At 62.7% G+C, this 23,610-nt stretch carries 26 protein-coding genes; 8 read left to right on the forward strand and 18 right to left on the reverse strand.

Features of this window, described 5'->3' with window-relative positions; translation table 11 throughout:
* Positions 1-443: 443 nt before the first annotated feature.
* From EFD56_RS11325 to EFD56_RS11335, 3 genes are all read left to right on the forward strand, one after another.
* The gene (locus EFD56_RS11325; RefSeq protein WP_126905265.1) at positions 444-1,487 is read left to right on the forward strand and encodes a LacI family transcriptional regulator; all 1,044 of its coding nucleotides are present in this window, start codon (positions 444-446) and stop codon (positions 1,485-1,487) included.
* 353 nt (positions 1,488-1,840) lie between these two features.
* The gene (locus tag EFD56_RS11330) at positions 1,841-2,455 is read left to right on the forward strand and encodes a C39 family peptidase (protein WP_126905266.1); all 615 of its coding nucleotides are present in this window, start codon (positions 1,841-1,843) and stop codon (positions 2,453-2,455) included.
* A 34-nt stretch (positions 2,456-2,489) separates the two neighbouring features.
* The gene (locus EFD56_RS11335) at positions 2,490-3,566 is read left to right on the forward strand and encodes a D-alanine--D-alanine ligase family protein (RefSeq protein ID WP_126905267.1); all 1,077 of its coding nucleotides are present in this window, start codon (positions 2,490-2,492) and stop codon (positions 3,564-3,566) included.
* 36 nt (positions 3,567-3,602) lie between these two features.
* Here the strand turns inward: EFD56_RS11335 and EFD56_RS11340 are convergent, their stop codons facing one another.
* Both EFD56_RS11340 and gndA read right to left on the reverse strand, forming a co-directional pair.
* Positions 3,603-4,220: a class I SAM-dependent methyltransferase gene (locus EFD56_RS11340; RefSeq protein ID WP_126905268.1), complete on the reverse strand. Its 618-nt coding sequence runs from the start codon at positions 4,218-4,220 to the stop codon at positions 3,603-3,605.
* A 282-nt stretch (positions 4,221-4,502) separates the two neighbouring features.
* Positions 4,503-5,954, reverse strand: a complete 1,452-nt coding sequence (gene gndA / locus EFD56_RS11345) for an NADP-dependent phosphogluconate dehydrogenase (protein WP_184332624.1) — start codon at positions 5,952-5,954, stop codon at positions 4,503-4,505.
* 209 nt (positions 5,955-6,163) lie between these two features.
* Between gndA and EFD56_RS11350 the strand changes: the two genes are divergently transcribed.
* The 3 genes from EFD56_RS11350 to EFD56_RS11360 all read left to right on the forward strand — a co-directional run bounded on the left by EFD56_RS11350 (position 6,164) and on the right by EFD56_RS11360 (position 7,783).
* Positions 6,164-6,955: a helix-turn-helix domain-containing protein gene (locus tag EFD56_RS11350; RefSeq protein ID WP_064827758.1), complete on the forward strand. Its 792-nt coding sequence runs from the start codon at positions 6,164-6,166 to the stop codon at positions 6,953-6,955.
* A 69-nt stretch (positions 6,956-7,024) separates the two neighbouring features.
* Complete coding sequence (locus EFD56_RS11355; RefSeq protein WP_004669768.1) at positions 7,025-7,423, forward strand: polyketide cyclase; 399 nt, start codon at positions 7,025-7,027, stop codon at positions 7,421-7,423.
* Positions 7,424-7,783 carry a VOC family protein gene (locus tag EFD56_RS11360; protein ID WP_126905270.1) on the forward strand — a complete coding sequence of 120 codons (360 nt, stop codon included), beginning with the start codon at positions 7,424-7,426 and terminating at the stop codon, positions 7,781-7,783.
* 6 nt (positions 7,784-7,789) lie between these two features.
* Here EFD56_RS11360 and EFD56_RS11365 read toward each other — a convergent pair whose 3' ends face one another.
* The 7 genes from EFD56_RS11365 to EFD56_RS11395 all read right to left on the reverse strand — a co-directional run bounded on the left by EFD56_RS11365 (position 7,790) and on the right by EFD56_RS11395 (position 14,161).
* Complete coding sequence (locus EFD56_RS11365) at positions 7,790-8,482, reverse strand: PAS domain-containing protein (protein WP_183820319.1); 693 nt, start codon at positions 8,480-8,482, stop codon at positions 7,790-7,792.
* Between the two features lie 184 nt (positions 8,483-8,666).
* Positions 8,667-9,599, reverse strand: a complete 933-nt coding sequence (locus EFD56_RS11370; protein ID WP_085859724.1) for a lipid A biosynthesis lauroyl acyltransferase — start codon at positions 9,597-9,599, stop codon at positions 8,667-8,669.
* A gap of 6 nt (positions 9,600-9,605) precedes the next feature.
* Entirely contained in the window at positions 9,606-10,634 is a 1,029-nt protein-coding gene (locus EFD56_RS11375; RefSeq protein ID WP_004669770.1) for a zinc-binding dehydrogenase, read from the reverse strand.
* Between the two features lie 150 nt (positions 10,635-10,784).
* Positions 10,785-12,071 carry a beta-ketoacyl-ACP synthase gene (locus tag EFD56_RS11380; RefSeq protein ID WP_126905272.1) on the reverse strand — a complete coding sequence of 429 codons (1,287 nt, stop codon included), beginning with the start codon at positions 12,069-12,071 and terminating at the stop codon, positions 10,785-10,787.
* 10 nt (positions 12,072-12,081) lie between these two features.
* Complete coding sequence (locus EFD56_RS11385; protein WP_126905273.1) at positions 12,082-13,287, reverse strand: beta-ketoacyl-ACP synthase; 1,206 nt, start codon at positions 13,285-13,287, stop codon at positions 12,082-12,084.
* The gene (locus EFD56_RS11390; protein WP_064803194.1) at positions 13,284-13,766 is read right to left on the reverse strand and encodes a 3-hydroxyacyl-ACP dehydratase FabZ family protein; all 483 of its coding nucleotides are present in this window, start codon (positions 13,764-13,766) and stop codon (positions 13,284-13,286) included. Before EFD56_RS11390 ends, EFD56_RS11385 begins: the two co-directional genes overlap by 4 nt.
* A gap of 116 nt (positions 13,767-13,882) precedes the next feature.
* Positions 13,883-14,161 carry an acyl carrier protein gene (locus EFD56_RS11395; protein WP_003540486.1) on the reverse strand — a complete coding sequence of 93 codons (279 nt, stop codon included), beginning with the start codon at positions 14,159-14,161 and terminating at the stop codon, positions 13,883-13,885.
* Positions 14,162-14,530: 369 nt separating this feature from the next.
* Here EFD56_RS11395 and EFD56_RS11400 point away from each other — a divergent pair, with 369 nt between their 5' ends.
* Complete coding sequence (locus tag EFD56_RS11400) at positions 14,531-15,250, forward strand: Crp/Fnr family transcriptional regulator (RefSeq protein WP_126905274.1); 720 nt, start codon at positions 14,531-14,533, stop codon at positions 15,248-15,250.
* Between the two features lie 30 nt (positions 15,251-15,280).
* Here the strand turns inward: EFD56_RS11400 and EFD56_RS11405 are convergent, their stop codons facing one another.
* The 8 genes from EFD56_RS11405 to EFD56_RS11440 all read right to left on the reverse strand — a co-directional run bounded on the left by EFD56_RS11405 (position 15,281) and on the right by EFD56_RS11440 (position 22,067).
* Positions 15,281-15,709 (reverse strand): L,D-transpeptidase, encoded by a 429-nt coding sequence (locus tag EFD56_RS11405; RefSeq protein ID WP_126905275.1) that lies wholly within the window; start codon positions 15,707-15,709, stop codon positions 15,281-15,283.
* A gap of 150 nt (positions 15,710-15,859) precedes the next feature.
* Positions 15,860-16,060 carry an ECs_2282 family putative zinc-binding protein gene (locus EFD56_RS11410; RefSeq protein WP_126905276.1) on the reverse strand — a complete coding sequence of 67 codons (201 nt, stop codon included), beginning with the start codon at positions 16,058-16,060 and terminating at the stop codon, positions 15,860-15,862.
* 91 nt (positions 16,061-16,151) lie between these two features.
* Entirely contained in the window at positions 16,152-17,132 is a 981-nt protein-coding gene (gene cbiB, locus EFD56_RS11415; RefSeq protein WP_126905277.1) for an adenosylcobinamide-phosphate synthase CbiB, read from the reverse strand.
* A complete protein-coding gene (gene cobD / locus EFD56_RS11420; protein WP_126905278.1) occupies positions 17,129-18,172 on the reverse strand; it encodes a threonine-phosphate decarboxylase CobD in 1,044 nt (347 codons plus the stop codon). Before cobD ends, cbiB begins: the two co-directional genes overlap by 4 nt.
* The gene (locus EFD56_RS11425; RefSeq protein WP_126905279.1) at positions 18,169-19,476 is read right to left on the reverse strand and encodes a cobyrinic acid a,c-diamide synthase CobB; all 1,308 of its coding nucleotides are present in this window, start codon (positions 19,474-19,476) and stop codon (positions 18,169-18,171) included. The genes cobD and EFD56_RS11425 overlap by 4 nt, the downstream gene beginning before the upstream one ends.
* Positions 19,473-20,312: a uroporphyrinogen-III C-methyltransferase gene (cobA, locus tag EFD56_RS11430; protein ID WP_126905280.1), complete on the reverse strand. Its 840-nt coding sequence runs from the start codon at positions 20,310-20,312 to the stop codon at positions 19,473-19,475. The genes EFD56_RS11425 and cobA overlap by 4 nt, the downstream gene beginning before the upstream one ends.
* 315 nt (positions 20,313-20,627) lie before the next feature.
* Entirely contained in the window at positions 20,628-21,578 is a 951-nt protein-coding gene (locus EFD56_RS11435) for a nucleoside hydrolase (RefSeq protein WP_126905281.1), read from the reverse strand.
* 69 nt (positions 21,579-21,647) lie between these two features.
* A complete protein-coding gene (locus EFD56_RS11440; RefSeq protein ID WP_126905282.1) occupies positions 21,648-22,067 on the reverse strand; it encodes a cobalamin biosynthesis protein in 420 nt (139 codons plus the stop codon).
* Between the two features lie 99 nt (positions 22,068-22,166).
* On the opposite strand from EFD56_RS11440, the gene EFD56_RS11445 reads away from it, so the two are divergent.
* Positions 22,167-22,952, forward strand: a complete 786-nt coding sequence (locus EFD56_RS11445) for a TSUP family transporter (RefSeq protein ID WP_126905283.1) — start codon at positions 22,167-22,169, stop codon at positions 22,950-22,952.
* A 21-nt stretch (positions 22,953-22,973) separates the two neighbouring features.
* On the opposite strand, the gene cobO is transcribed toward EFD56_RS11445, so the two are convergent.
* Positions 22,974-23,609 (reverse strand): cob(I)yrinic acid a,c-diamide adenosyltransferase, encoded by a 636-nt coding sequence (cobO, locus tag EFD56_RS11450; RefSeq protein ID WP_126905284.1) that lies wholly within the window; start codon positions 23,607-23,609, stop codon positions 22,974-22,976.
* Position 23,610 lies beyond the last annotated feature (1 nt).

The following is a 23,610-nucleotide window of genomic DNA, read 5'->3' on the forward strand; positions in this document are numbered from 1 at the left end:
CCCTCACTGAAACGTTGCCGGAAAAACTTAGATCAATCGATTTCCCCACGCAACTGCCCGCCTATAAATTTTTCGAGGAAGGCCGGAATTGCTACTTATGGCTGTTCGCCGCCATACCGTTTCACTCCTCATTCCGGCATTTTATTAAGCGATGCTGATAGGCACAATCATTTCATCATATTGAAATAACATGATTAATTCTGGGGTGACGATCTTCTGTTTGTTTTGCCCTTTTCGCTACTGCGGGAAAACGGGGCACAAATGGCGGATTCAACCTGTGGGAAGATTGCCGCAATGCACACAAGAAAAAACCCTCGACATTTCTACTGTATCGTTACAGATTGCATTCCTCAGGGAGGCGCGATTTTGGCAGGCGACGGGCTTACGGCGCTTGAAAAAGCCTCTATAAGCGACACCAATTCGCGCGGGGCAGGCCTACAGGCATGGAAAGCAAGGGAAATTTCGGGAAAGCAGCATCGGTGCCGGCGGCGCGCGAGCGCCCGACATTGAAGACGATCGCCTTCATGACCGGCCTTGGCGTCACCACGGTCTCACGTGCGCTGAAAGATGCACCTGATATCGGGGCCGAAACCAAGGAGCGGGTGCGCATGGTTGCCCGCCAGCTCGGCTACCAGCCGAACAGGGCGGGCGTGCGCCTGCGCACCGGCAAAACCAACGTCATCGCCCTCGTCCTCAGCATCGACGAGGAGATCATGGGCTTCTCGAGCCAGATGGTCTTCGGCATCTCCGAGGTCCTGTCCGGCACGCCCTATCATATCGTCGTCACGCCGCATTCCCACAGTAAGGATCCGATGCTGCCGGTGCGCTATATCCTCGAGACCGGCTCGGCCGACGGTGTGATCATCTCGCGCATCGAGCCGGACGATCCGCGTGTACGGCTCTTGACCGAGCGCGGTATGCCCTTTGCCACGCATGGGCGCACCGATGCGGGTCTGACGCACCCCTTCCACGATTTCGACAACGAGGCCTTCGCCCATCAGGCGGTGGAGCGGCTGGTCAAACGCGGCCGGCGGCGCATCGCCCTGCTGCAGCCGCCGAGCAAGCTCACCTATTACGCCCATATCCGGATCGGCTTCCAGACAGGTCTGCACGATTACGGCGCCGAGGAAGTGCCGCTGCGCATCAACACCGATGCGCCGCTCGCTGATATCCGCGACGTCGTCGAGGTGATGATGCGTTCGGCGAACGCCCCTGACGGCATCGTCTGTTCGGCCGGCAGCGCAGCGATCGCCGTCAATGCCGGCATCGAGGCCGCCGGCAAGGCACTGGGACGCGATCTCGACATGGTTTCCAAGCAATCGGTGCCGATCTTGAATTGGATCCGCCCGGAGATCATCACCGCCCAGGAGGACGTGCGCCAGGCCGGCCGCGAAATGGCCAAGGCTGTCATCGCCCGCATCGACGGCGTGGAACCGGAACTGCTGCAGAGCATCAGCCAGCCGATTTGGCCGGAGAACGGCAGATAGGCGGGACTAAAGCGCCACTTCTTGCCTCCATCAACGCCGGCGGCCCGCCGTCTCCTTTCATTACGTCGGGAGTGCATTAATCTCTCCTCGGTTATTCCTGTGACCTCACGCTTCGCCCGCGAGGTGTCACAGGACTGATCGAGGGAAGGTTGGCAAAGCTCCAAAAACGCTTGTCATCCGCGCGGCCCGAGAGTGCGCAATCGAAAGAAATACAAGGCGATTGTCCGGAAGATCGATCGGTCATCGATCTCCTGAAGGAGGATGAACCCTACCCCAGGGATACCCGAGCCGGCATCGGCTCGAAAAAGCCAAGATTGCCCCGCATTTCAGGGACGCCACGGGGATTCGACAGGATGCAACAAGGCGGCGTGCCCTATTTCAGCCAATGGGAAACACCCGGTATGACGCTGCCGGTGCTTGCCGAGGGCTCGCAAGCCTTGCTCAGCGATCCGCTCTGGCGGCATTCGGGTGCCGGCACCGTTGAGGAATATGCACGCTGGGCCGTGAATCTCTGCGGCATGGCCTGCCTGAAAATGATCCTTGCCGCCCGCGGCGAGATCCATCCGACCCTCGACCTCGCCCGGGCCTGTACCGCCTATGGCGGTTATGTCGTCAACGAGATCGATGCCTCGATCAAAGGACTGATCTACGCGCCCTTCGTGCGCTTCGTAGTCGAGCGTTTCGGGCTCGGCGCCGAGACCATGACCGGCGTCGAGACCTCGGCCATTCCCGACATCCTGTCGAAGCGCCGCTTCTTAATCGCCTCTGTGCATTCGGGAATCCGCTGGCCGGAGCGCCCGCCGCCGTCGAAGGGCGGTCACCTGGTGCTGGTGACGGCGGCAAGCAACGAGACGATCCGCTTCCACAACCCATCCGGCCACGACGAGGCAAGCCAAGCCGATGTCAGGCTGCCGCTTGCCGTCTTCGACCGCTTTTTCGCCAATCGCGGCATATCGGTCGAGGCCTGACCCTTTTCAACACCAGATCGCTTCGGAGGCTTTCATGACCCCGTCCCCAAACAGGCTGCGCATCGCCGTGCTCTTCGGCGGCCGCTCGGCCGAACATGAGGTTTCCATCCTTTCGGCGACCAATGTCATGGGCGCCCTGGCGCCCGAGAAATATAACGCCATTCCCATTTTCATCACCCGCGAGGGACAGTGGCTGCTCAGCAGCTTCGTGGACGGCGCCTTGGCGACACCATCATCCGGCACGGAAATCTGCCTCGTGCCGGGCGGACGTGGACGGGTGATGGCGATTCCGGCCGATGGGACGCCGTATGATTTGCCAGGGATCGATATCCTGTTCCCTGTGCTGCACGGCCCGTATGGCGAAGACGGATCGGTGCAGGGTCTGGCGGAGGTCGCCCGCGTGCCGCTCGCCGGCTGCGGCATCCTCGGCTCGGCCGCCGCACTCGACAAGGATATCGCCAAGCGCCTGCTGCGGGCAGCAGGCCTGCCGGTGGCGCGCGCCGTGACCATCCGTGCGGATGCCGCCCCTTCGCTGGCAACCCTCGAAAGCGAGCTCGGCCTGCCGCTCTTCATCAAACCGGCGCGCCAGGGATCGTCGGTCGGCGTCGCCAAGGTGCATGCCAGCCAGGAATTCGCGCCCGCCCTTGCCGAGGCCTTCCGCCACGATCACACGTTGCTGGCCGAAGAATTTGTTGCCGGCCGCGAGATCGAATTCAGCGTGCTGGAGGATGCGGCAGGCGAACTCTTCGTCTCCCGGCCGGGCGAGATCGTCCCGGCGGAAAGCCACGGCTTCTACAATTACGATGCCAAATATATCGACGAGAACGGGGCGGCGCTGAAAGTGCCGGCCGAGCTGCCGCCGGACGTCGAGGCCGCCATGCGCGACATGGCCGCAGAGGCCTTCCGGGCTGTCGGCTGCGACGGCATGGCGCGTGTCGATTTCTTCCTGACATCGGACATGCGCTTCCTCATCAACGAGATCAACACCATCCCCGGCTTTACCGATATCAGCATGTACTCCAAGGCGATGGCGGCAAGCGGCGTCAGCTATGCCGAGGTCATCGACCGACTCGTCGATCACGGCATGGCGCGCGCCGGCCGGACAGGCTGAGGCGGCGCCTGATGTCAGCCATCGGCCTGACAAAGTTCAGCACTTGCGAAAGACACACCATTGGAAGGGCTGCCGGCCACCACCGGGCGTCGTGTGATCCTGGCACCACTCGCGTTCGAGCGTGAAAGCCGAAGAGAATGCCGTCGCAAGGGCAGCCGCATCATAACGCTGAACCGGCAAGCCGCTACAGCGCTCCGGACCGTCCGGCGCGAAAGTGGCGATGATCACGATGCTGCCTGGCGACGTGCCAGCTTCGAGCGCGCGGCGATAAGCCAGCCGCTGTTCCGGCTCGGTGAGGAAGTGAAAGACGGCGCGGTCATGCCACAAATCGTACCGGCGCTCCGGTCGCCACACAGTGACATCGGCAATCACCCAGGCGATGCGGGCGGCCTCATCCCCGAGCCGCGCCTTGGCGACATCGAGCGCCGGCGCGGCGATGTCGAGAACGGTGAGATCGGACCACCCGCGTTCGACTAGACGGTCGACAAGGCTCGATGCGCCACCGCCGACATCGATCAGCGAGGTTGCGACCGGCAACTGCAGCGCGTCGAGCGCCCGCAGAGAAGGTTCGGGCGTCGGCTGATACCAACTTACGCTGTCGGCAGCTTTCGTGCGGTAGACTGCGTCCCAATGTTCCCGTTTCGCGTCCGTCATCGCTCCGTTGTCCTTGCCGCCGATATGAGTGATGAAAATGTAGGAACTGAGATGTCAGTAACCAATGTCCGGACGTGTCACAGCGAAGTGGCGTAGACGAGAGCGACCGGATCGGGTTCGAGGTTCGGTAATTTTAAGGATCATCCCGGCGCCCGCAACGCAACTCCGAATGCCGGCGGTTCGAAGACTGCGGGCAATGCAAAGTTGACGAAAGACCGAGGGGCAAGCGAAAAAGCCCGGCGCGAGGGCCGGGCTTTCCCTTAATCTTCTGCTTGGCAAACCTCAGAAGGTCGCCGCGCCGCTGCCCCAGGGGCCGTGGTGGAAATCCTTACCATCGAGACGGTCGAAGCCGTGGGCGCCGAAGAAGTCGCGCTGGGCCTGGATGAGGTTTGCCGTGCCCCTGCCCTGGCGGTAGGCGTCGAAATAGGTGAGCGCCGATGTCAGCGCCGGCACCGGCAGGCCGGCGGAAATTGCCGCGGCGACGACGCGGCGCAGCGCGGGAATCGATTCCTTGACCATTTCCGAGAAGGCGGGCGTGACGATCAGGTTCGCAGCGTCTGGAGCCTTGGTGAAGGCCGAGGTGATCTCATCGAGGAACTGCGAGCGGATGATGCAGCCGGCACGCCAGATCCTGGCAATCGTCGGCATCGGCAGCGACCAGTTGAACTCGCGCGAGGCTTCCGCCATCACGGCGAAGCCCTGCGCATAGGCGCCGATCTTGGCGGCAAACAGCGCCAGTTCCAGATCCTTGTTGAGTTCGGGACCGTAAGCGATCGGGAAGGATGCCGCCTGCGTGCCGAAGATCTTTTCGGCGGCTTCGCGCTGCGATTTCATCGAGGAAAGGCTGCGGGCGGCGACCGCGGCTTCGATTGCCGTTGCCGGAATGCCCATGTTCTGCGCTTCAATGGCCGACCATTTGCCGGTGCCCTTCTGGCCGGCCTTGTCGAGGATCATGTCGACCATCGGGCCGCCGGAAACCGGATCGGTCGCGGCAAGCACCTTCTCGGAAATCTCGATCAGGTAGGAGTTCAGCCGGCCCTTGTTCCACTCGCCGAAGATGCCGGAGATGTCGGAGGCACTCTTGCCGAGACCGTCGCGCAGGATGCCGTAGATTTCGGCGATCATCTGCATGTCGGCATATTCGATGCCGTTATGAATGGTCTTGACGAAATGGCCGGCGCCGTCATTGCCGAGCCAGGCGACGCAGGGCTCGTCATTGTAGCGGGCGGCAATCGAGGTCAGCACCTTCTCGACGCGCTTCCAGGACTCTTCGGTGCCGCCGACCATGATCGACGGGCCGTGGCGCGCACCTTCCTCGCCGCCGGAAACACCCATGCCGATGAAGGTGAGATCAGTATCCTTGAGGCGGCCGAAGCGGGCGACGGTGTCGCGGAAATTGGCGTTGCCGGCGTCGATCATGATGTCGCCCTTGGACAGATGCGGGCGCAATGCCTCCATCTGCTGATCGACGGCGTCGCCGGCCTTGATCATGATGATGATCGGCCGCGGCGGCCGGATCGCATCGACGAACTCTTCGATGGTCTTGCAGGGAATGATCTGCTTTTTCAGATCGCCGGCGCTTTCGTAGAATTCGTCGGTTTTCTCAGGCGTGCGGTTGAACACCGCAATTTTATTGCCTTTCTCCGCGATGTTGAGCGCCAGGTTGGAGCCCATGACCGCAAGGCCGATCAGTCCGATTTCTGCCTTTTCCACGACAAACCTCCGATGTGTCATTTGGACCGGTGTTGTGGCACTGTCTCGCTCAAACGGCAAGTCTGCCAAGGGTCTAATCGGTTCGCAAAAGCCAATGAAATGAAGCTTCCAATGCCGGCTTGTCCGACAAGCTGCCATCTGATCGGCAGGCAGCGATGTGGTGTGACCTACCCTTGGCGCATCTGTAATGACCTGTCTCATGGTATCATAGGCCGTTCGGGAGATGTCGTGTGGCAACGGAAAAGCGAAACGGTGGAATTCTCCTGGCGGCCCGCGCCGGCCGCTATCGCGAATATGCGCCGCCGCCGGCGCTGCGGCGCCATTTCAGCCGGCTCTGGTTGCATTCGCTTCACGATGGACCGCCGGCAACGATGGCGATCGTCCCGGACGGCTACTGCGATCTGCTCTGGATCGGCGGCCGGCTCGTCGTTGCCGGGCCTGACAGGACGGCGGCCTTTCCCCTCGTCCGGCCGGGAACGACCGTCATTGGTGCGCGGTTTGCACCGGGCGCCGCCGCACCCTGGCTGAAAACGCCGCTCTCGGCGCTGGTCGGCTGCTCGGTGCGACTTAGCGATATCGGTTGGACGGACACGACCGATTTTGAGGCGCGGCTGCAAGATTGTCCCGACGCTGCGGACGCGATGGCGTTGTTCGCCCGACTGCTCGAAGAGGCCGCGCGCGAGGAGGAGGAGCCCGCCGCCGACGCTGCGGTGATCTTTGCCGCCGCCGACAGCGGTTGCCCTTCGCCCAGCCTGCGCCACCGGCTCGACATCAGCGAAAGACAGCTGCGCCGCCGCTGCCACCAGCATTTCGGCTACGGCGCCAAGACGCTGGAACGCATCCGCCGATTCCAGCGTTTCCTCGACTTCTGCCGCAGATCGCACGCGATGCCACTGGCCCAACTTGCACTGGAAGCGGGCTTTGCCGATCAAGCCCACATGACGCGCGAGGTCGGCGAACTCTCATGCCTGACGCCCGCCGTCATTCTTGATCAGCTCAACGCGCGGGAAATGCCGGACTGACCGTTTTGTTCAAGACGCCGCGGGTCGGGCTGTTATTCTCGCTCGACCAAGATCAAGGACCTGCAAGCCATGTCGACTATGCCCGCAAGAATCATCCACCGATCGATCGAGCGTGACTGGCGCGACGTCTACGACTTCGCCGGCAAGCCGGAGAACATGCCGCTCTGGGCCTCCGGCCTTGCGACCGGTCTCGAGCCCAATGGCGCCGACTGGATCGCCCATGGCCCCCTCGGCACCATCAAGGTCAGCTTCGTGCCCGCCAATGAATTCGGCGTGATCGACCATACGGTGACGATCGAATCCGGTCTCAGGGTCTATAATGCGTTGCGCATCGTGCCGAACGGCGATGGTTGCGAGATCATGTTTACGCTGCTGCGCCTGCCCGGCATGACCGACGCGCAGTTTTCCGCCGATGCCGCCCATGTCGAGAAGGACCTCGCCATGCTGAAAGCCCTGATGGAGAGATAGATGGCCGATAAGTCAGAAAACCACGACCGCCGCATCGATCATGTCGAGTTCAACGTCGCCGACATCGCTGCCGCCAAGGCCTTTTATGGCTCGGCCTTCGGCTGGCGTTTCACCGATTACGGGCCGAACTATTGCGAATTCGATGATGGCCGTTTGAAGGGCGGCTTTACCGATTTCGGACCTGTGCGGCCAGGAGGGCCGCTTGTGGTCGTCTACGCCAATGATCTGGAGGAGGTGCTGACGTCGGTCGAAAGGGCCGGCGGCACGATCTGCCGGCCGATCACCGATTTTCCGGGCGGCCGCCGCTTCCATTTCCTCGATCGAGACGGTTACGAGCTCGCCGTCTGGGCGACTGCATAGGTTCGATCACCGATCCATCACGATCAGAGCACCGATCACCGTGCCGCCGGCATCGCGCAGCGGCGACATGCGACAGCGCGCCTGCCGCGATGGGCCAGCGCCGGCTGCCCGCTCATAGGTGTAGTCGATCTGCTCGCCGGCAAAGCACGCATCCAGCTTATGTTTAGCGCATCCGGCAAAGCGTTCTTCGCTGATGAATTCGGATATATGGTGGCCGATGAGATCCATCGGCCTTCTGTCGAGATGAGCGCTGTTGGCCGCATTGGAATAGAGATAGCGATAGTCCCTGGTCAGCACCGCCACCCGATCCGGCAGGCTTTCGAGGATCGCCGCATTGAGAAATTGGCCGTTGTCGGTGTCGGGCACATAGGCCGCCGGCGGCTCGATGCGCACATCCTGCGGTGAAGGCAGCCGCCAGTCCGGCCCATGAGTGCCGAAATAGCCATCAAGCAGGCAGGACAGCACCGCCGTATGTTCTCGGACGCTGGCGCTGTCATCGGCATCACGGGCGATGAGATGGCTCACGAACTGCAGCTGCATATACACTTCCAGCAGATTCGCTGCCCGGCATGCCAGGATCGCCTCGACCAGCGGCTCGACATGCCGGTCGAGCGACATGACGCGCTGATCGTCGCCGAGGCGTATGGCTTCCTCTATTTGCGCGCAACGCAAGGAAAAGGCTCGAAAAAGCTCCTGCAAGACGCCTCCCACTCCCATTGTCCAAGCGGTGTGCCCAATAACCGATAAGGCTGCATGCACGAAAATGCGCCTTGCGGTAGATTTTACTCACGGCCTGGTGGTGACGGGTAACATGAAGTGTACTCGGTTTCAATTCGAGAGCACCTGCCGCTTTTCACCGCTGATAAATGGGGGGTGGACCTTCTTATGCGAGCGTCTTCTTGATCTGCCAGCGATCGTGATACCAGAGCCACTGTTCCGGATATTCCCGTACCCAGCTCTCCACCTTGTCGTTGAGCAGCTGGGCCGCTGCCGGCAGGTCGAGATTGCCTCTTTCGTCACGCGGCATTTCGAGCCGCGGCTCGATTTCCAGGCGGTAGCGGTTTCCCGGCAGGCGAATGCAGCGCGCCGGATAGACCTCGCAATCGAACTGGCGCACCAGCTTCGGCAGCAGCGGATTGGTCTTCACCTCGCGCCCGAAGAAGGTGCCCTTCAGCCCCTTGCCGAATTTCTGGTCCACGAGCACGCCCACCCCCTGGCCGGCTTCCAGCTGACGCGCCAGCGCGAAGGAGGAACCGGCATGCGACGGCACCAGCTTGCCCATGCGGGCGCTGCGGAAGTCGAACACCTTCTTGGCGACGTAAGGGTTATTCGGCGGCCGGAAGAGCACGGTCACCGTCAGTCCGAAGGCAGCACCCGCCACCGGCAGCAGCTCAAAATTGGCGGTGTGGCCGGTGAACACGATAAAGGGGCGCGGATTGTCGCGCAGGTCGAGGAAGATCGGAATGCCCGAGACCTCCACCCTGCCCGGTTCCGATTTTTCGGGATCATAGTCGAACAGCTGGTCGAGGAAGACATATTCGGCCGCGAGCCTTCCCATATTGCCCCAGCTGGCGAGCGCGATCTTCTCGATCTCGGCCTCGCTCTTCTCGGGAAAGGCGTTGCGCAGATTGGTGAGCATCAGCTTGTGGCGGCGGGTCCGCCGGCCGAGGCGACGCATCACCCTGTCGGCAAAGCGGATCGCGCCATCGGCCGGAAACAGCTTCAGCAGGTTCAGGAAGCCGAACATCGCCTGCGCCACCAGCCATTGCTGGAAATTCCTGAGCGCCAGGACGATCCGGGTGATGATCAGCTTCACGTCAGGTCAATCCATCTTCAGGATGATCTTGCCGAAGATCTGGCGCGATTCCATCCGCTCCAGCGCCCGGTCGATATCGTCGAAGCCGACTTCGGTGTCGATGACGGGATGGACGAGCCCGCGGCCCATCTTCTGCATGGCATCAGCCATATTCTCCATGCGGCAGCCGAAGGAGCCGAGCAGTTTCAATTGCTGCTGGAACAGCATCATCAGGTTCATCTCTGTGGAAACACCCGAAGTCGAGCCGCAAGTGACGAGGCGGCCGCCGCGCTTCATGCAGAGCATCGAACCCGCCCAGGTATCCTTGCCGACATGTTCGAAAACGACGTCGACGCCCTTCTTCTTGGTGAGCTTGCGCACCACGCCCTCAAAGCGGTCGGTGCGGTAGTTGATGACGTGATCGGCGCCGAGCGCCTTGGCCTTCTCGATCTTGTCGTCGGAGCCGACGGTGGTGATGACGGTGCAGCCGATCTTCTTGGCAAGCTGGATTGCCGCCGTGCCGATGCCGGAGCCGCCGGCATGGACGAGGATCGTTTCACCGGGCTCGAGCTTGGCATTGTCGAACAGCATATGCTCGACCGTGCCGAAGGTGACGGGCGCGAGCGCCGCACCGATCGCATCGACTCCGGGAGGAGCCGGAACGAGAAGGCGCGCGGGAAGGTTGACCTTCTCTTGCGCAAAGCCGTCGAGATGAAAGCCGTGCACGCCGGAAACGTGTTCGCAGAGATTATCGCGGCCTTCCCGGCAGGGGCGGCAGAGCCCGCAGGTGCGCGCGCCATAGATCGAGACCAGCTGACCCGGCAGCACGTTGGCGACACCGGGCCCGATCGCCTCGACGACGCCGGAGGCTTCCGCGCCGATGACGAGCGGCATCTTGCGCTTGGCAAACGCCATGCCGCGCCAGCCCCAGACGTCGATATGGTTGAGCGCCACGGCCTTGACGCGCAGCGTCACCTCGCCGGCTGCCGGTGCATCCGGTTCCGGCAGGTCGGTGATCTCAAGCTTGCGGTCATCGATCAGTTGCAGCGCGCGCATAATATATAGTTCTTTCTTCTACGTGGATCGTCGTCATGCTCGGGCTTGTCCCGAGCATCTGCCAGCGGTCATTGAGTGACGCAAGTAGATCTCGGGACAAGCCCGAGGATGACGTCAAAACCCACTTCGTCCTAAAATCAAGGAGGGTGTCTAAGCCGGTTCGAGCGCCATGACAAGGCTGGCATTCTGCCCGCCGAAGCCGAAGGAGTTGGAAAGCACGGCCGAAACCTGGGCTTCCCGCTTCTTGTTCGGCACGACATCGAGCACGATCGATGGATCGGGATTGTTGTAGTTGATCGTCGGCGGCAGCGTGCCGGTCAGCATCGTCTGCAGCGAGAACACCGCCTCGACCGCGCCTGCCGCCGTCAGCGTATGGCCGATCATCGACTTGTTGGACGACACTGGAATGCCGACCAGCTTCTCGCCGAAGACGGCGGACATCGAGCCATATTCCATCTTGTCGTTTTCAGGCGTCGAGGTGCCGTGTGCGTTGATGTAGCCGATATCGGCCTCGCTCATGCCGGCATCGGCAAGAGCCGCTCGGATCGTCGCGATCGCCGGACCGCCGTCGGGCGACGACCGGGTGCGATGGAAGCTGTCGGCCTTGTCGCCGGCGCCCTTCATGATGCCGAGCACCTTGGCGCCGCGAGCAACCGCCGATTCCAGCGATTCCAGCACCAGCGTCGCAGCACCCTCAGCGATGACGAAGCCGTCGCGATCCTTGCTGAACGGCTTGGAGGCTTTGGTCGGCGGATCGTTCTGGGTCGAAAGGGCCGACAGCAGCGAGAAGCGGATCAGCGCTTCGGCGCTGAGCGATCCGTCCGTGGCAACCGTTAGCGCGCGGTCGGTGCGGCCCTGGCGGATCGCCTCAATGCCGAGCTGGATCGCGGTCACGCCGGAAGCACAGGCCGTCGACAACGTCACAGGCAGGCCGCGCGTGCCGAACCGGTCGGCAAGGCGCTCGGAAATCGCGCCGAACAGCGCCGCCTCATGGAAAGCCGGGTCCGGCCGCTGGCGCAGCGCCGTCAGGAATCGCTCATAAGCATCACCGGGATGGTCGGCCCCCGGCGAACGGTCTGCAAGCTCGAAACGGGCGCTCCATTCAGGCTCGATCGGCGGCGCGGCAAGGAACAGCGGGCCGTTGAAGTCACCTGACAGACCGGCGTCGGCCAGCGCCTCGATGGTCGTCTCGCGCGCAAAGGCGTAGGAGCGCTCGACGGCGTTCGGCACGGGAATCTCGATGAAATCGACGGTGCCGGCGATCCGGGTCGACAGGCCTTCGGTCGGAAAGCGGTTGATCGCATGGATGCCCGAGGTGCCGGAAGAAAGGGCCGCCCAATTGTCCTTCAGGCCCTGGCCAAGCGAGGTAATAATGCCCATGCCCGTCACTGCGACGATCGGCCGGCCGAGATGATCCTTGTAAGCGGAATCCGTCATATCTGTCTCCTCACGCCTCAGCCGAAAGAACGGCGACGCCCTCGCCGCGCTGGTGACCAACTGTCGTGACGACAGCAGCCTTCGTACCTGCCTTCATTGGCGCTTCATGGGCGGCATCGAACGGCGGGACCTTGGCATTGGCATCGATGGCAAGGGCTGCGAGCGCCAGCCCCAGCGGGAACTGCGCCTCGATCGTGTGACCGGACACGCCGCCGAAGCCGCGGATGGCGGCACCCGGAAGCTGATGCTCCAGCACCGCCTTTTCGCGGGCGGCGATCTCATGCATGCCGGTCGAGCCGGAGAAGATCGCCGTCGCTTCCGGCGGCAGCTCGGCGGCCGGCTTCAGCAGCCGCTCCATGCGCACCTCGAAATTGCCGGCGCTGCGGCTGCCGCGGTCGCCTTCGACGGCGCTGATCGTTGCATAGATATGCGCGCCGCGCTCTTCCGCATGCTTGCGCGATTCCAGCACCAGGAAGGCACCGGCCGAACCGGTGATCATGCCGCCGCCCTCGAGGCCAGAGCGCGACCAGAGCGGCGCCCATTCGCCGCGCGTATGCGCGCCGATCGCCTCGGTCAGCAGGATCATGTCGGGGCGCTCTGCGGCAAAGGCGCCGCCGACAAGCGCATGGGTGGATTCACCGGACCGGATCCGCCAGAACGCCGTCTCGACGGCGGAAACGCCAGAGGCCTCTTCGCCCATGAAGGTGCGCGACGAGCCGGTGACCTTGTGTACGATGGAGATGTTGCCGGCAAGCAGGTTGGAAAGCTGCGCCAGAAACAGCGTCGGCCTCAGCTCCGTCGTCAGCTTCTCATTGAGCAGCAGCTCGCGGTCGTTGCGCTTCAGGCCCTCGTCGACGATCAGCGTATCGACGTTGATGTCGCGCTCGCCGCCGCCGGCCGCCACGATCATGTCCATCGTGCCGCAGGCCTCGATATTGTCCTTGAAGCCGGCATCGTCGAGTGCCAACCCTGCGGCGAAGACGCCGATGCGCTGCCAGTTTTCCATCTGGCGCTGATCGCCACGCTTGGCGATCTGCTGCGACCAGTCGATCTCGGGCAGCGGATGCACCGGATAGGGCTTGAATTTCTCGGTCTCAACGATCGCCTTCGGCGCGCTTTCGGCCGAAAGCAGCGCGATATGCGCGTCCTTGCCGACGCCCTGACAGGTGACGATGCCGACGCCTGAGATGACGACGTCGTTTGCGGCCTTGCTCATCCAATCACTCCCTGCGCTGCGATCGCTTCGAGAAGCCCGACCTCGCCGGCGCGTTTTTTCACGATATCGCCGAGCGGAACCTCGCTGAAGGGCATGGTGCGCAGTTTTAGCTGCGCATCGCAGACCTTCTTGCCGCCGCTGGTAATCTTGGCCTTGGTGACCGCGAAACCGGAACCGTCGTGCTCCAGCACCGCCTCGATGTCGAGCACGGCTTCCGGCTCGACGAAGGTGCGCATCTTGGCGCCGTCGACCGACATCAGGAAGGGCATGGCGGCAAAATCGGTGGCGGCAAGCACGAGCATGCCGGAGGCCTGGGCCATGGTCTCGATCAGCAGCACGCCGGGAACGAGCGGCATGCCGGGAAAATGGCCTTCGAAAACGGGACTCTTGGCCGGCACGACGGATCGCGCCGCCAGCGTGCCCTTCTTCAGGTCCACCGCTTCGACGCGGTCAATCATCTGGAAATATTCCAGCAGCATTCGGATCCTCCGGCCCGACGAGCAAGATCCGCCCACCGGTGACGCCTAGTTAGGAACGAAACCGCCCGGCCGCCATAGTCCGGCGGCAGGGCGTTCAAAAAAGACGGTTAGATCTCTCAGGCCTTGGCTGCTTTGAGCTCGTCGATCTTGGCGCACAGGTTCTTCAGCACGAAATACTCTTCGGTGGAAACCTTGCCCTCATTGACTTCCTGTGTCCACTTTTCGAGCGGAATCTTGATGCCGAATTCCTTGTCGATCGCAAAGACGATGTCGAGGAAATCAAGGCTGTCGATACCGAGGTCGTCGATCGTATGGCTCTCCGGCGTGATCGTGGCACGGTCGATCTCGCTGGTTTCTGCAATAATGTCGGCAACTTTATCGAATGTAGCGGTCACGCGCTGTACCTCATGAAATGACGATTTAAACCTCCTCATAGGCAAATCCATTTCAAAAGCCAATGCTTTCGTCCGGGCGTTGCGGCAATTTGGCAATGAGGTGTTGCCTAAACAGCAATGGAGTGCCGGACGTTCGCAGTGTCGCGCGAACCCGAAACGCGATGCAAGGCCCCGTCTCGGCGCGTAATGGGCGGCTGTGCGAATCAAATCGGTGGCTCGCTGGATGCGTGCCCAACATCCGCATCCGAGTTTGATCTGAATCAAATCGTAACGCCGGTGATTTGATAATCATCAAGCGGCGCTGGAAGAAATCGAGATCGCGGTCCGGGCATGTCTTGGCATAGGTCGGACTTTCAAAGGGATCAGGACATGGACATCGCACGCAGTGAGGTTTTCGAGGCCGGCACGCCCGTCGCTTGCCGCTCCTGCCAGGCGCGGCATGGCGTCGTCTGCGGCGCCTTGTCGAACGCCCAGCTGAAGGAGCTCAACCGCCATTCCCTGCGCCGCAAGGTCGACGCCGGCTCGGAGATCATTGCTCAAGGGTCGGAGAGCTCATTCTATTCGAACATCATGCGTGGCGTGATCAAGCTCTGCAAGATGATGCCGGATGGTCGCCAGCAGATCGTCGGCCTGCAGTTCGCTCCCGATTTCGTCGGCCGACCTTTCGTGCGGGAGAGCACGCTGTCGGCCGAGGCGGCCACCGACGCCGAAATTTGTGTTTTCCCCCGCAATCTCCTCGATCGCATGATAGCGGAGACGCCAGAGCTGCAGCGCAATCTGCACGATCAGGCGCTCAACGAGCTGGATGCGGCGCGCGAATGGATGCTGACGCTCGGCCGCCGCACGGCGGAGGAGAAGGTCGCAAGCCTGCTCCACCTCATCGCCACCCATGCCGAGCCGCAGACCGCCATCAGCACCGCCTTCGACCTGCCGCTGTCGCGCGCCGAAATCGCCGATTTTCTCGGGCTGACGATCGAAACCGTGAGCCGACAGATGACGAGACTGCGCAAGCGGGGTGTCATCCTGATCGAGAACTCCAGACATATCGTTGTTCCCGATATGGCTGAGCTGCAGAAGATCAGCGCATAACTGTGTCAGCCGCCGGATTCAGGTTTCAGATCAGCGCGTGATCACTACCCGGGTGTTGGCGAGACCTGCCTGCCGCGCCAGCGAAAAGAACTCCGCCGCATTGTCGGGATGCAGGCGAACGCAGCCATGCGAGGCCGGCCTGCCGAGACGCTTCAGATCGAAGGTGGCGTGAACGGCGTAACCGCCGTTGAAAAATACCGCGTAAGGCATCGGCGCGTTGTCGTACTTGCGGGAGCGGTGATCGCGCGACAGCCACTTGGCGCTCCAGGAACCGGTCGGCGTGACATAACCATTGCGCGCGGTCGAAACCTTCCAGCGATACTTGACGAAGCCGTTCTCGGTGACGGTCATCGTCTGCTTGCCGATGCTGATATTGGCAACCAGCGTTGCTGCCTCAGCCGCAATTGGAGAAAACTGCAGCAATAAACTTGCGGCCGCGGCCGCAAAAATCGTTCTCATGATAACCCCTCTTCGCACCCGCGCAGTTTGATTGCGCCCTCACGACAGAGAGACTACGACGATACTTATTATATAGCTTTAACCCGAATGGTAATCACAATTCTAACGAGCGAAAGCGTGATCGAGACACCGCAAGACGGCAGCGCTTGTTCACTGAAGCTTACGTGCCGCCGATGGCCGCTTCAGCTGCTGGTAGGCCTTATTCATCTTTTCACGGATCGAGGCCATCGTCCCGAGATTATGGCCGCAAGCCGCGCAGGTGATGATGTCGGTCTCGCGGATCTCGGCCCGCTCGAACTTCATCTTGGTGCTCTTGCACTTCGGGCACGGGAGTTCAACCTGAACTGTCATCGCTATCTTCCGGTCTGATCGATATGAGGCGCTTCGCATAAACCTTTGCGGCAAAACTGTCCACCGGCGTGTGCAAGCGGTGCGAGGCATCCTAAAGAAAACACAGAAACAACCCGAAGATCAGACCGGTGAACACCATGCAGCTGGCATAAAACACCGCCACACCGTCCTCGATATCGCCGGCGGTGGCAACGTCGCGGCCGGCGTTGTTGATCATCGGCTCGGTCACGACGACACCTCCGTAGATGCGCGGGCCGGCGAGCTGGACGTTGAGAGCACCGGCCATTGCCGCCTCCGGCCGGCCGGAATTCGGCGAGCGGTGCAGGCCGCCGTCGCGCATCGCCACCCGGATCGCCTCGCGGCAGGGGCTCATGCCGCGCCGGATCCAGGCGCCGGCGGCGATCAAAAGGACGGAGAGGCGCGCAGCGGGCCAGTTGGCAATATCGTCCAGCCGGGCCGCGGCCCAGCCGAAATCGATGTATTTGTCCGACCTGTGGCCGATCATCGAATCCGCCGTGTTCAGCATCTTGTAGGCGAGCAGGCCCGGCAGTCCGAAGACGGCATACCAGAGGGCCGGCGCCACGACGCCGTCGGAGAAATTCTCCGCAAGGCTTTCGATCGCCGCGCGGCAGACGGCCGGCTCGTCGAGAGTCTCGGGATCGCGCCCGACGATACGGGAGACGGCGTTCCGGCCGCCGGCAAGCCCCTCGCCGCGCAAGGCCGAAGCGACGGCCGCGACATGATCGGCAAGGCTCTTTTGCGCCAGAAAGATCGCCACCAGGCCGGCCTCCAGCACGAGACCGGCAAGGCCGAAGAGCGCAAAAAACCGATCGAACACGAAGCCTGCAGCGATCGACAGCACAAGCAGCGCCAGGATCGCCGCGACGCCGTTCATCCGGCGCTGGGATCCCGTAAGGCTTGAGGGATTGAGTTGCTGGTCGGCGTAGGAAATCGCCGCGCCGAAGATCACGACGGGATGCGGCACCCGCGACCACAGCCATTGCGGATCGCCGGCGATCCGGTCGAGCAGCAGCGCCAGGAGCAGCACGAGGAGGTTTTCGTCGATCGTCATCGCTCAAATCCTTGAAGGGCTGCGCCAAGCCGGTTGTCCGCCGCCGGATCGGGCGTCAACCCGAAACGCAGCCAATCCGGCGCATAATCGAACTTGCGGACGAGAATATGATGCCGGCAAAGATGCGTGTAAATGTCGCTCGCCCTGCGATCGGCGACAAGAGTGAACAACGCCGTTCCGCCCCTGATCCGCAACCCGGCAGCGCTCAGCGCCGCCTGCAGGGCGGCGCTGCGGTCATCGAGGCAGCGGCGGATCGCAGCCACGTCCGAACGAAGCAGCGAGGCGGCAAGCGACAGCGCCGGGCCGGAGACCGCCCAGGGACCGAGCCAGTCCTCGAAACGCGCGAGAATATCCTCGCGCGCGATTGCAAAACCGAGCCGGAGGCCGGCAAGCCCGAAGAACTTGCCGAAGGAACGGAAGATTATCAGGTTGGGAAGCTCCTGCGCGCGGGCTGCGACGCTCAGCGCCGGATCCGTATCCCCGAAGGCCTCGTCGACAACAAGGAGCCCGTTTGCCGATTTCATCCTGTCGTGCAGTGCTGCCAACGCTTCGGCCGGCCAAATCCGCCCGTCGGGATTGTTCGGATTGACGACGACGGCAAGCCTATGCTGGTCGCCGATCGCAGCGATATCATCGACCGTATCGACGGCAAAACCGGCCGAGGCGAAGGCGCGCGCATATTCGCCATAAGTCGGCGACACCACGGCGATTCTATCGTCCGCCATGGCGATCTTATCGTCCGTCACGGCAAACGGGCTTCCCTGTCGAAGCAGGCGGGGCAGAAGTTGAATCACCGATTGCGTGCCAGGCACCGGCAGCGGCAGGGTGTCGCCGCTGCCATAATAATCCCGCGCCGCCCGCCTTGCCGCATCGACCAGATAGCTGTCCGGCAGGCGGTGCCAGGCGCTTGTCGGGATCTCCGGCAGGGCGACCGGGCATGGATTGATGCCGGTGGAAAGGTCGAGCCAGTCCTGCGGCCTGCCGCCAAAAGCGGCGGCTGCGGCGGTGACACCGCCGCCATGATCGATCGGCGCACTCATCCGGCCGCTCTCGCAAGGTCGATCAGATGCATGTAGGACCCCGCCACCTGGCCGCGCCGCAGCCCGACGGCACCGAGATCAGCGCCGAGCGCATCTTGCGCTGTAAACAGCCGCTTTCCCTCCCCCTCGGAGACGACTGTTGAATAGTGGAATTCATGCGCCGTCATCGTCCGCGCGAAGAAGGCGCCGTCAAGCGGCGTCACGCGGCGATAGCCGAGATGGCGCCGGCGCTCGGCATAGCTGGTGACAACAGGCAGCAGGCCGAGCATTTCGTGGCGCCTGCCCTCCGCATCGATCAGGCCATCGCCCAGCACCATGTAGCCGCCGCACTCACCGTAGATCCGGATGCCGCGCGCCGCCGCATCGAGCATGCCGGCGCGGAAACTCTGCGCCTGGGAAAGCCGCCCGGCATGCAGCTCGGGATAACCGCCCGGCAGATAGATCGCATCGGCATCGCCGGCCGGCGCCTCGTCGGCAAGCGGCGAGAAGAAGGAGATATCAGCCCCGCGCCGCCGCCAGCCGAGCAGCATATGCTCGTAGGAAAAGGCAAAAGCGACATCGCGCGCCACGGCGATGCGGGCGCCGATTGGCATCAGCCGGTCGATATTGGCGGCCGACGGCCGGTTGAGCCCCTGCCTGGCGATGCGCAGCAGGAATTCGAAATTGCACTCCTCGGCGACGGCATCGGCCGCATGGTCGATGAAACTCTCGAGGGTGGCATGTTCGCCGGCCTGGACGAGGCCGAGATGGCGTTCCGGCAGGGCAAGCGCCTTGTCGCTGCCGATCACGGCGATAACAGGCATGCGGATCGCTTCGAGAGCCTGGCGCAGCATCGCCTCGTGCCGCTCACTGCCGACTTTGTTGAGGATGACACCGGCAACGCGCACATCGGCGCGGAAGCCGGCAAAACCCGATACCAGCGGCGCCACGGACTGTGACATGCGCGAGGCATCGACGACGAGCACGACGGAAAGACCGAGCTGGGCGGCAAGATCGGCCGCGGTTCCCTTTCCGTCGGCCGCTCCGTCGAAAAGCCCCATCATCGCCTCGATGACCAGGATGCGGTCGCCGGACCGGTGAAGGGCCGCATTGGCCGAGATCAGCTCCGGACGCATCGCCCAGGGATCGAAATTCAGGCAGGGTGTGCCGCTCGCCGCTGCATGGAAGGCGGGGTCGATGTAATCGGGGCCGGCCTTGCCGGGTGCGACCGCCACACCACGCCGGCGGAGCGCCCTCAGCAGCCCGAGCGTCACCGTCGTTTTGCCGGCGCCGGAGGAAGGAGCTGCGATCAGGAGGCCGCTCATGCCGTCACCTTGTCGGAGCGCCCGAACGGATCGGGCTGCAGCCGTCTGCCTGCCAGGGCGCCGAGCCAGTCGAGCGAGGCCCTGAGCCGCACCACCTCGCCGACCACGACGATCGCCGGTGGCTCGATACCCGAGGCAGCTGCGGCATCGGTCGCTTCGCCGAGCGTCGTCTCCAGCACCTGCTGCGCGCCGGTCGCCGCATTGCAGACGAAAGCGACAGGCTCGGATGCCGGGCGGCCCGACGCCATCAGATTGGCGCTGATCTGGGCGATATGCTTCATCGCCATGTACATCACGATGACAGGTGATCCCTTGCCGATCGCTTCCCAATTGATCGCATCGGGCACGATCCCGGAGGAATCATGACCGGTGAGAAAGGTCACGGCGTGATTGATCTCGCGGTGCGTGACCGGAATGCCGGCATAGGCAAGCCCGCCGATGCCGGCGGTAATGCCCGGCACGATGCGGAAGGGAATGTTGTGCTCGACCAGCGTCAGCGCCTCTTCCCCGCCCCGCCCGAAGACAAGGGGATCGCCACCCTTCAGCCGCAACACCCGCTTGCCGGCGCGCGCCAGCTCCACCAGCCGGAGCGAAATATCCCGCTGCTTGGCGGAGGGCTTGCCGCCGCGTTTTCCCGCATATTCCAGTTCCGCGCTTGGCTGTGCGAGCCTCAGACAGTCCTCGTTGACCAGCGCGTCGTGCACCACCACATCCGCCTCCGCCAATCCCTTGGCGGCAAGCAGCGTCAACAGCCCGGGATCGCCGGGACCGGCCCCGACGAGCCAGACGCTGCCCGGCTCCAGCGCCGGCAAATGTGAAAGTGGATTGATCGACATTTTGTTGATCTAGGCCCAGCGAGGAGCAAGGTCAACGCCGCCCGCGCCACCTCACTTGAAGTTGCCGAGACGGCGATGACTCACTTTGCGAGGCGGCGGATTCGAATTCTCGGAAAAGCCGGGCAAGATTATGAATATTATAATAAACAGCGCTCACCTCCCGCGCGTCGTCATCCTCGGCCTTGTGCCGAGGATCTGCTGCCCTATCGAATGGAGGCAGATGCTTGGGGCACAAGCCCGAGCATGACGAAAGAGGCATTGGCAACTGCGTCGACAATCCTTGGCCGACCGCGATGCAGCCAAGCTTCAAGCCAATCAACCCCGAAGCAGCGTATCACGGATCAGGTCGAGCACCTTCTCCGACTCGATTCCCGTGGCGACGATCTGGCTCGGAAGGCCGTCCCAATCGCCCGGCGGGAAGCGGCGGCCGTCTGGCTTGACGACCGTCTGACCATCGGCAATGCCGCCGCAGACGACGCGCACGGCGCCGGTGATGGTGGTGAAAAGCTCAGGCGCCACGACGTAAACGGCGGCGCAGCTGTCATGCACCATCATGCCGTCATCGACCGCATGGCTGTAGAAGTCGATGTAATGTTGCGACAGTCCGTCGAGCAGCTTCACTGCCGCATCGCCCTTGGCCGCCATTGCGCCGAGATAGCTGCGGCTCATCGTGGTGATCGAGGTGACGTCGAGGCCGATGACGACGACCTTCCACGGCGCCGTCATGACGATGTCTGCCGCCTCGGGATCACCGTGAATATTGGCTTCGGCGACGGGCGTCACGTTGCCCGGCACATAGAAATTGCCGCCCATGATGACGACGTCCTTGACCAGGCCGGCAATCTCGGGGTCTTCCTTCAGCGCCATCGCCAGATTGGTCATCCGGCCGACGGCCACCAGCCTGACTTCGCCGGGATTTGCCCGTACCGTGTCGATGATGAAGCGGTGCGCCGGCCGGGGATCGAGCGGCAGGTCGATCGTGTGCGGCACCTCGATATTGCCGAGGCCGTTGTCCCCATGCACCATGGCCGGCCATTCCCGCTCAGCGCGCGCCGCATCGACGGTAACACTCGCACCCTTGGCAACGGGGGCCGGAATATCCCATTCCCGCTTGAGGAAAAGCGCATTGCGCGTCGTCGTCTCGACCGAGGCATTGCCGAAAACTGTGGTGATGCCGATCAGATCGATCTCGGGATGGCGGTGCAGGAAAAGAAGCGCCATGGCGTCATCGACGCCGGGATCCGTGTCATAAATGACCTTGTGCATGATTATCCTCTAGATATGAATCGCTGACTTGCCGGTCGGCGCCGCGAATTGCCGCCACCATAACGACCGTCAGGCTTTCTGCAACCCGATGCGGGCAATCGCCGCTGTTGCATGCGCGGATTTGATCTTGCCGAGCACCAGTTCGGCATCTGCGCCGATCGCCGCAAGCGCTGCCGATTCCGCCACACCATGACAGCCGACGCGCGTAAAGACGATAGCGGAGGGATTTTTGAGCCGCGGCGTTTCCTGCTCCAGCCGCACCGCATCGAAGAAGACTGCAGGCACGGCAAAATGCGCCGCAACGGCAAGGATCGCAGCTTCTTCCCCGCGGCTGTCGATGGAAGCGATGGCAGCAAGCTCCGCCCCGCCGATGCCGGCCGCCGTCAACGCCTCATTCGCAAGCACCAGTACCTCCGCAGGCGGCGTCCCGCGCTCGCAGCCGAGCCCGAGCACATGTCGCCTCGCCCCATCGAAAGAAATATCACTCATGAAAGCCGTCGAATGCGCCCTCGCTGTGTCCTCGCAGCCATTGCAGCTTGAAGGGGGAAATGCAACAAGACCGGCTGAAAGCCCTTCTGGAATAGCATCTTGCCTGACATCGCCCTCCATCTGCTTCTGCTGCTCTGCGCGGCTGCCTTCTTTGCCGGTTTCGTCGATGCCATCGCCGGCGGCGGCGGCCTGATCACCGTCCCAGCCATGCTGATTGCAGGCATTCCGCCGCTCCAGACGCTCGGTACCAACAAGGTGCAGTCGATCTTCGGCGCCGCTTCGGCAACACTCGCCTATGCCCGCAAGGGCCATGTGCAGTTGCACGAACAACTGCCGATGGCGCTGATGGCCGTCATGGGCGGGGCGGTCGGCGCTGCCCTTGCGACGATCGTGCCCGGACAGGTGCTGCAGGCCATCATGCCGGTGCTTCTCCTGGCGATCGCGATCTTCTTTGCCGTCAAGCCGAACCTCAACGATCTCGACAAACACCGGATCATCACGCATTTCGTCTTCGGCCTGACCTTGGTGCCGGCCATCGGCCTTTACGACGGCGTCTTCGGTCCCGGCACCGGCTCCTTCTTCATGCTTGCCTTCGTCACCCTCGCCGGCTTCGGCGTGCTGAAGGCCACCGCCCATACCAAGCTTCTCAATTTCGGCTCGAACCTCGGCGCGCTGATCGTCTTTGCAAGCTTCGGCGCGATCCTCTGGAAAATCGGTCTGCTGATGGGCGTCTGCCAGTTCCTCGGCGCCCAGCTCGGCTCACGGCTCGCCATGCGCATCGGCGCAAAGCTCATCAAGCCGCTGCTCGTCATCGTCTGCGTCGCTCTCGCGGTAAAGCTGCTCGCCAATCCCGCGAACCCGCTGCGTGTCTGGCTCGGCGTCTAACCACCGCGCCATCCCCGGGCCTCAGAATTCTACGCCTGCCTGGCCCTTGATGCCTGAGCGGAAAGGATGTTTGACGAGTTCCATCTCGGTTACAAGATCGGCGATCTCGATCAGTTCCTCCTTGGCGTTGCGGCCCGTCAGCACGACATGCGTCATGGCCGGCTTCTCGCTTTTCAGGAAGGCAACGACATCGTTGATGTCGAGATAGTCGTAACGCAGCGCGATGTTGATCTCATCGAGCAGCACCATCGAATTGCGCTCGTCGCGGATCAGCTCCTTGGCCTTTTCCCAGGCGGCCGCGGCGGCTGCAACGTCGCGGGCGCGATCCTGCGTTTCCCAGGTGAAACCTTCGCCCATCGTATGAAACTGGCAAAGGCCGGAAAAATGCTTCTCGATCAGATCGCGCTCGCCTGTCCACATCGCACCCTTGATGAATTGCACGACGGCCGAAGGCTTGCCGTGGGCGATATGGCGGAAGATCATGCCGAAGGCGGCCGATGATTTGCCCTTGCCCTTGCCGGTATGGACGATGATCAGCCCTTTGCCATCGGTCTTTGTCGCCATGATCTTGTCGCGCGCAGCCTTCTTCTTTGCCATCTTCTCGGCGTGGCGCGCATCGTCCTTGGCCGCTTCATTTTCTGGGGTTTCGTCGTTCATC

This window comes from Rhizobium phaseoli (genome assembly GCF_003985125.1).
GTDB classification, from domain to species: Bacteria; Pseudomonadota; Alphaproteobacteria; order Rhizobiales; family Rhizobiaceae; genus Rhizobium; species Rhizobium phaseoli.

Bases quoted from the DNA above. Each gene is read 5' to 3' on its own strand.
- EFD56_RS11325 (WP_126905265.1), top strand. From the start codon at position 444: ATGGAAAGCAAGGGAAATTTCGGGAAAGCAGCATCGGTGCCGGCGGCG.
- EFD56_RS11330 (WP_126905266.1), top strand. From the start codon at position 1,841: ATGCAACAAGGCGGCGTGCCCTATTTCAGCCAATGGGAAACACCCGGT.
- EFD56_RS11335 (WP_126905267.1), top strand. From the start codon at position 2,490: ATGACCCCGTCCCCAAACAGGCTGCGCATCGCCGTGCTCTTCGGCGGC.
- EFD56_RS11340 (WP_126905268.1), bottom strand. From the start codon at position 4,220: ATGACGGACGCGAAACGGGAACATTGGGACGCAGTCTACCGCACGAAA.
- gndA (WP_184332624.1), bottom strand. From the start codon at position 5,954: ATGACACATCGGAGGTTTGTCGTGGAAAAGGCAGAAATCGGACTGATC.
- EFD56_RS11355 (WP_004669768.1), top strand. From the start codon at position 7,025: ATGTCGACTATGCCCGCAAGAATCATCCACCGATCGATCGAGCGTGAC.
- EFD56_RS11360 (WP_126905270.1), top strand. From the start codon at position 7,424: ATGGCCGATAAGTCAGAAAACCACGACCGCCGCATCGATCATGTCGAG.
- EFD56_RS11375 (WP_004669770.1), bottom strand. From the start codon at position 10,634: ATGCGCGCGCTGCAACTGATCGATGACCGCAAGCTTGAGATCACCGAC.
- EFD56_RS11380 (WP_126905272.1), bottom strand. From the start codon at position 12,071: ATGACGGATTCCGCTTACAAGGATCATCTCGGCCGGCCGATCGTCGCA.
- EFD56_RS11385 (WP_126905273.1), bottom strand. From the start codon at position 13,287: ATGAGCAAGGCCGCAAACGACGTCGTCATCTCAGGCGTCGGCATCGTC.
- EFD56_RS11390 (WP_064803194.1), bottom strand. From the start codon at position 13,766: ATGCTGCTGGAATATTTCCAGATGATTGACCGCGTCGAAGCGGTGGAC.
- EFD56_RS11400 (WP_126905274.1), top strand. From the start codon at position 14,531: ATGGACATCGCACGCAGTGAGGTTTTCGAGGCCGGCACGCCCGTCGCT.
- EFD56_RS11405 (WP_126905275.1), bottom strand. From the start codon at position 15,709: ATGAGAACGATTTTTGCGGCCGCGGCCGCAAGTTTATTGCTGCAGTTT.
- EFD56_RS11410 (WP_126905276.1), bottom strand. From the start codon at position 16,060: ATGACAGTTCAGGTTGAACTCCCGTGCCCGAAGTGCAAGAGCACCAAG.
- cbiB (WP_126905277.1), bottom strand. From the start codon at position 17,132: ATGACGATCGACGAAAACCTCCTCGTGCTGCTCCTGGCGCTGCTGCTC.
- cobD (WP_126905278.1), bottom strand. From the start codon at position 18,172: ATGAGTGCGCCGATCGATCATGGCGGCGGTGTCACCGCCGCAGCCGCC.
- EFD56_RS11425 (WP_126905279.1), bottom strand. From the start codon at position 19,476: ATGAGCGGCCTCCTGATCGCAGCTCCTTCCTCCGGCGCCGGCAAAACG.
- cobA (WP_126905280.1), bottom strand. From the start codon at position 20,312: ATGTCGATCAATCCACTTTCACATTTGCCGGCGCTGGAGCCGGGCAGC.
- EFD56_RS11435 (WP_126905281.1), bottom strand. From the start codon at position 21,578: ATGCACAAGGTCATTTATGACACGGATCCCGGCGTCGATGACGCCATG.
- EFD56_RS11440 (WP_126905282.1), bottom strand. From the start codon at position 22,067: ATGAGTGATATTTCTTTCGATGGGGCGAGGCGACATGTGCTCGGGCTC.
- cobO (WP_126905284.1), bottom strand. From the start codon at position 23,609: ATGAACGACGAAACCCCAGAAAATGAAGCGGCCAAGGACGATGCGCGC.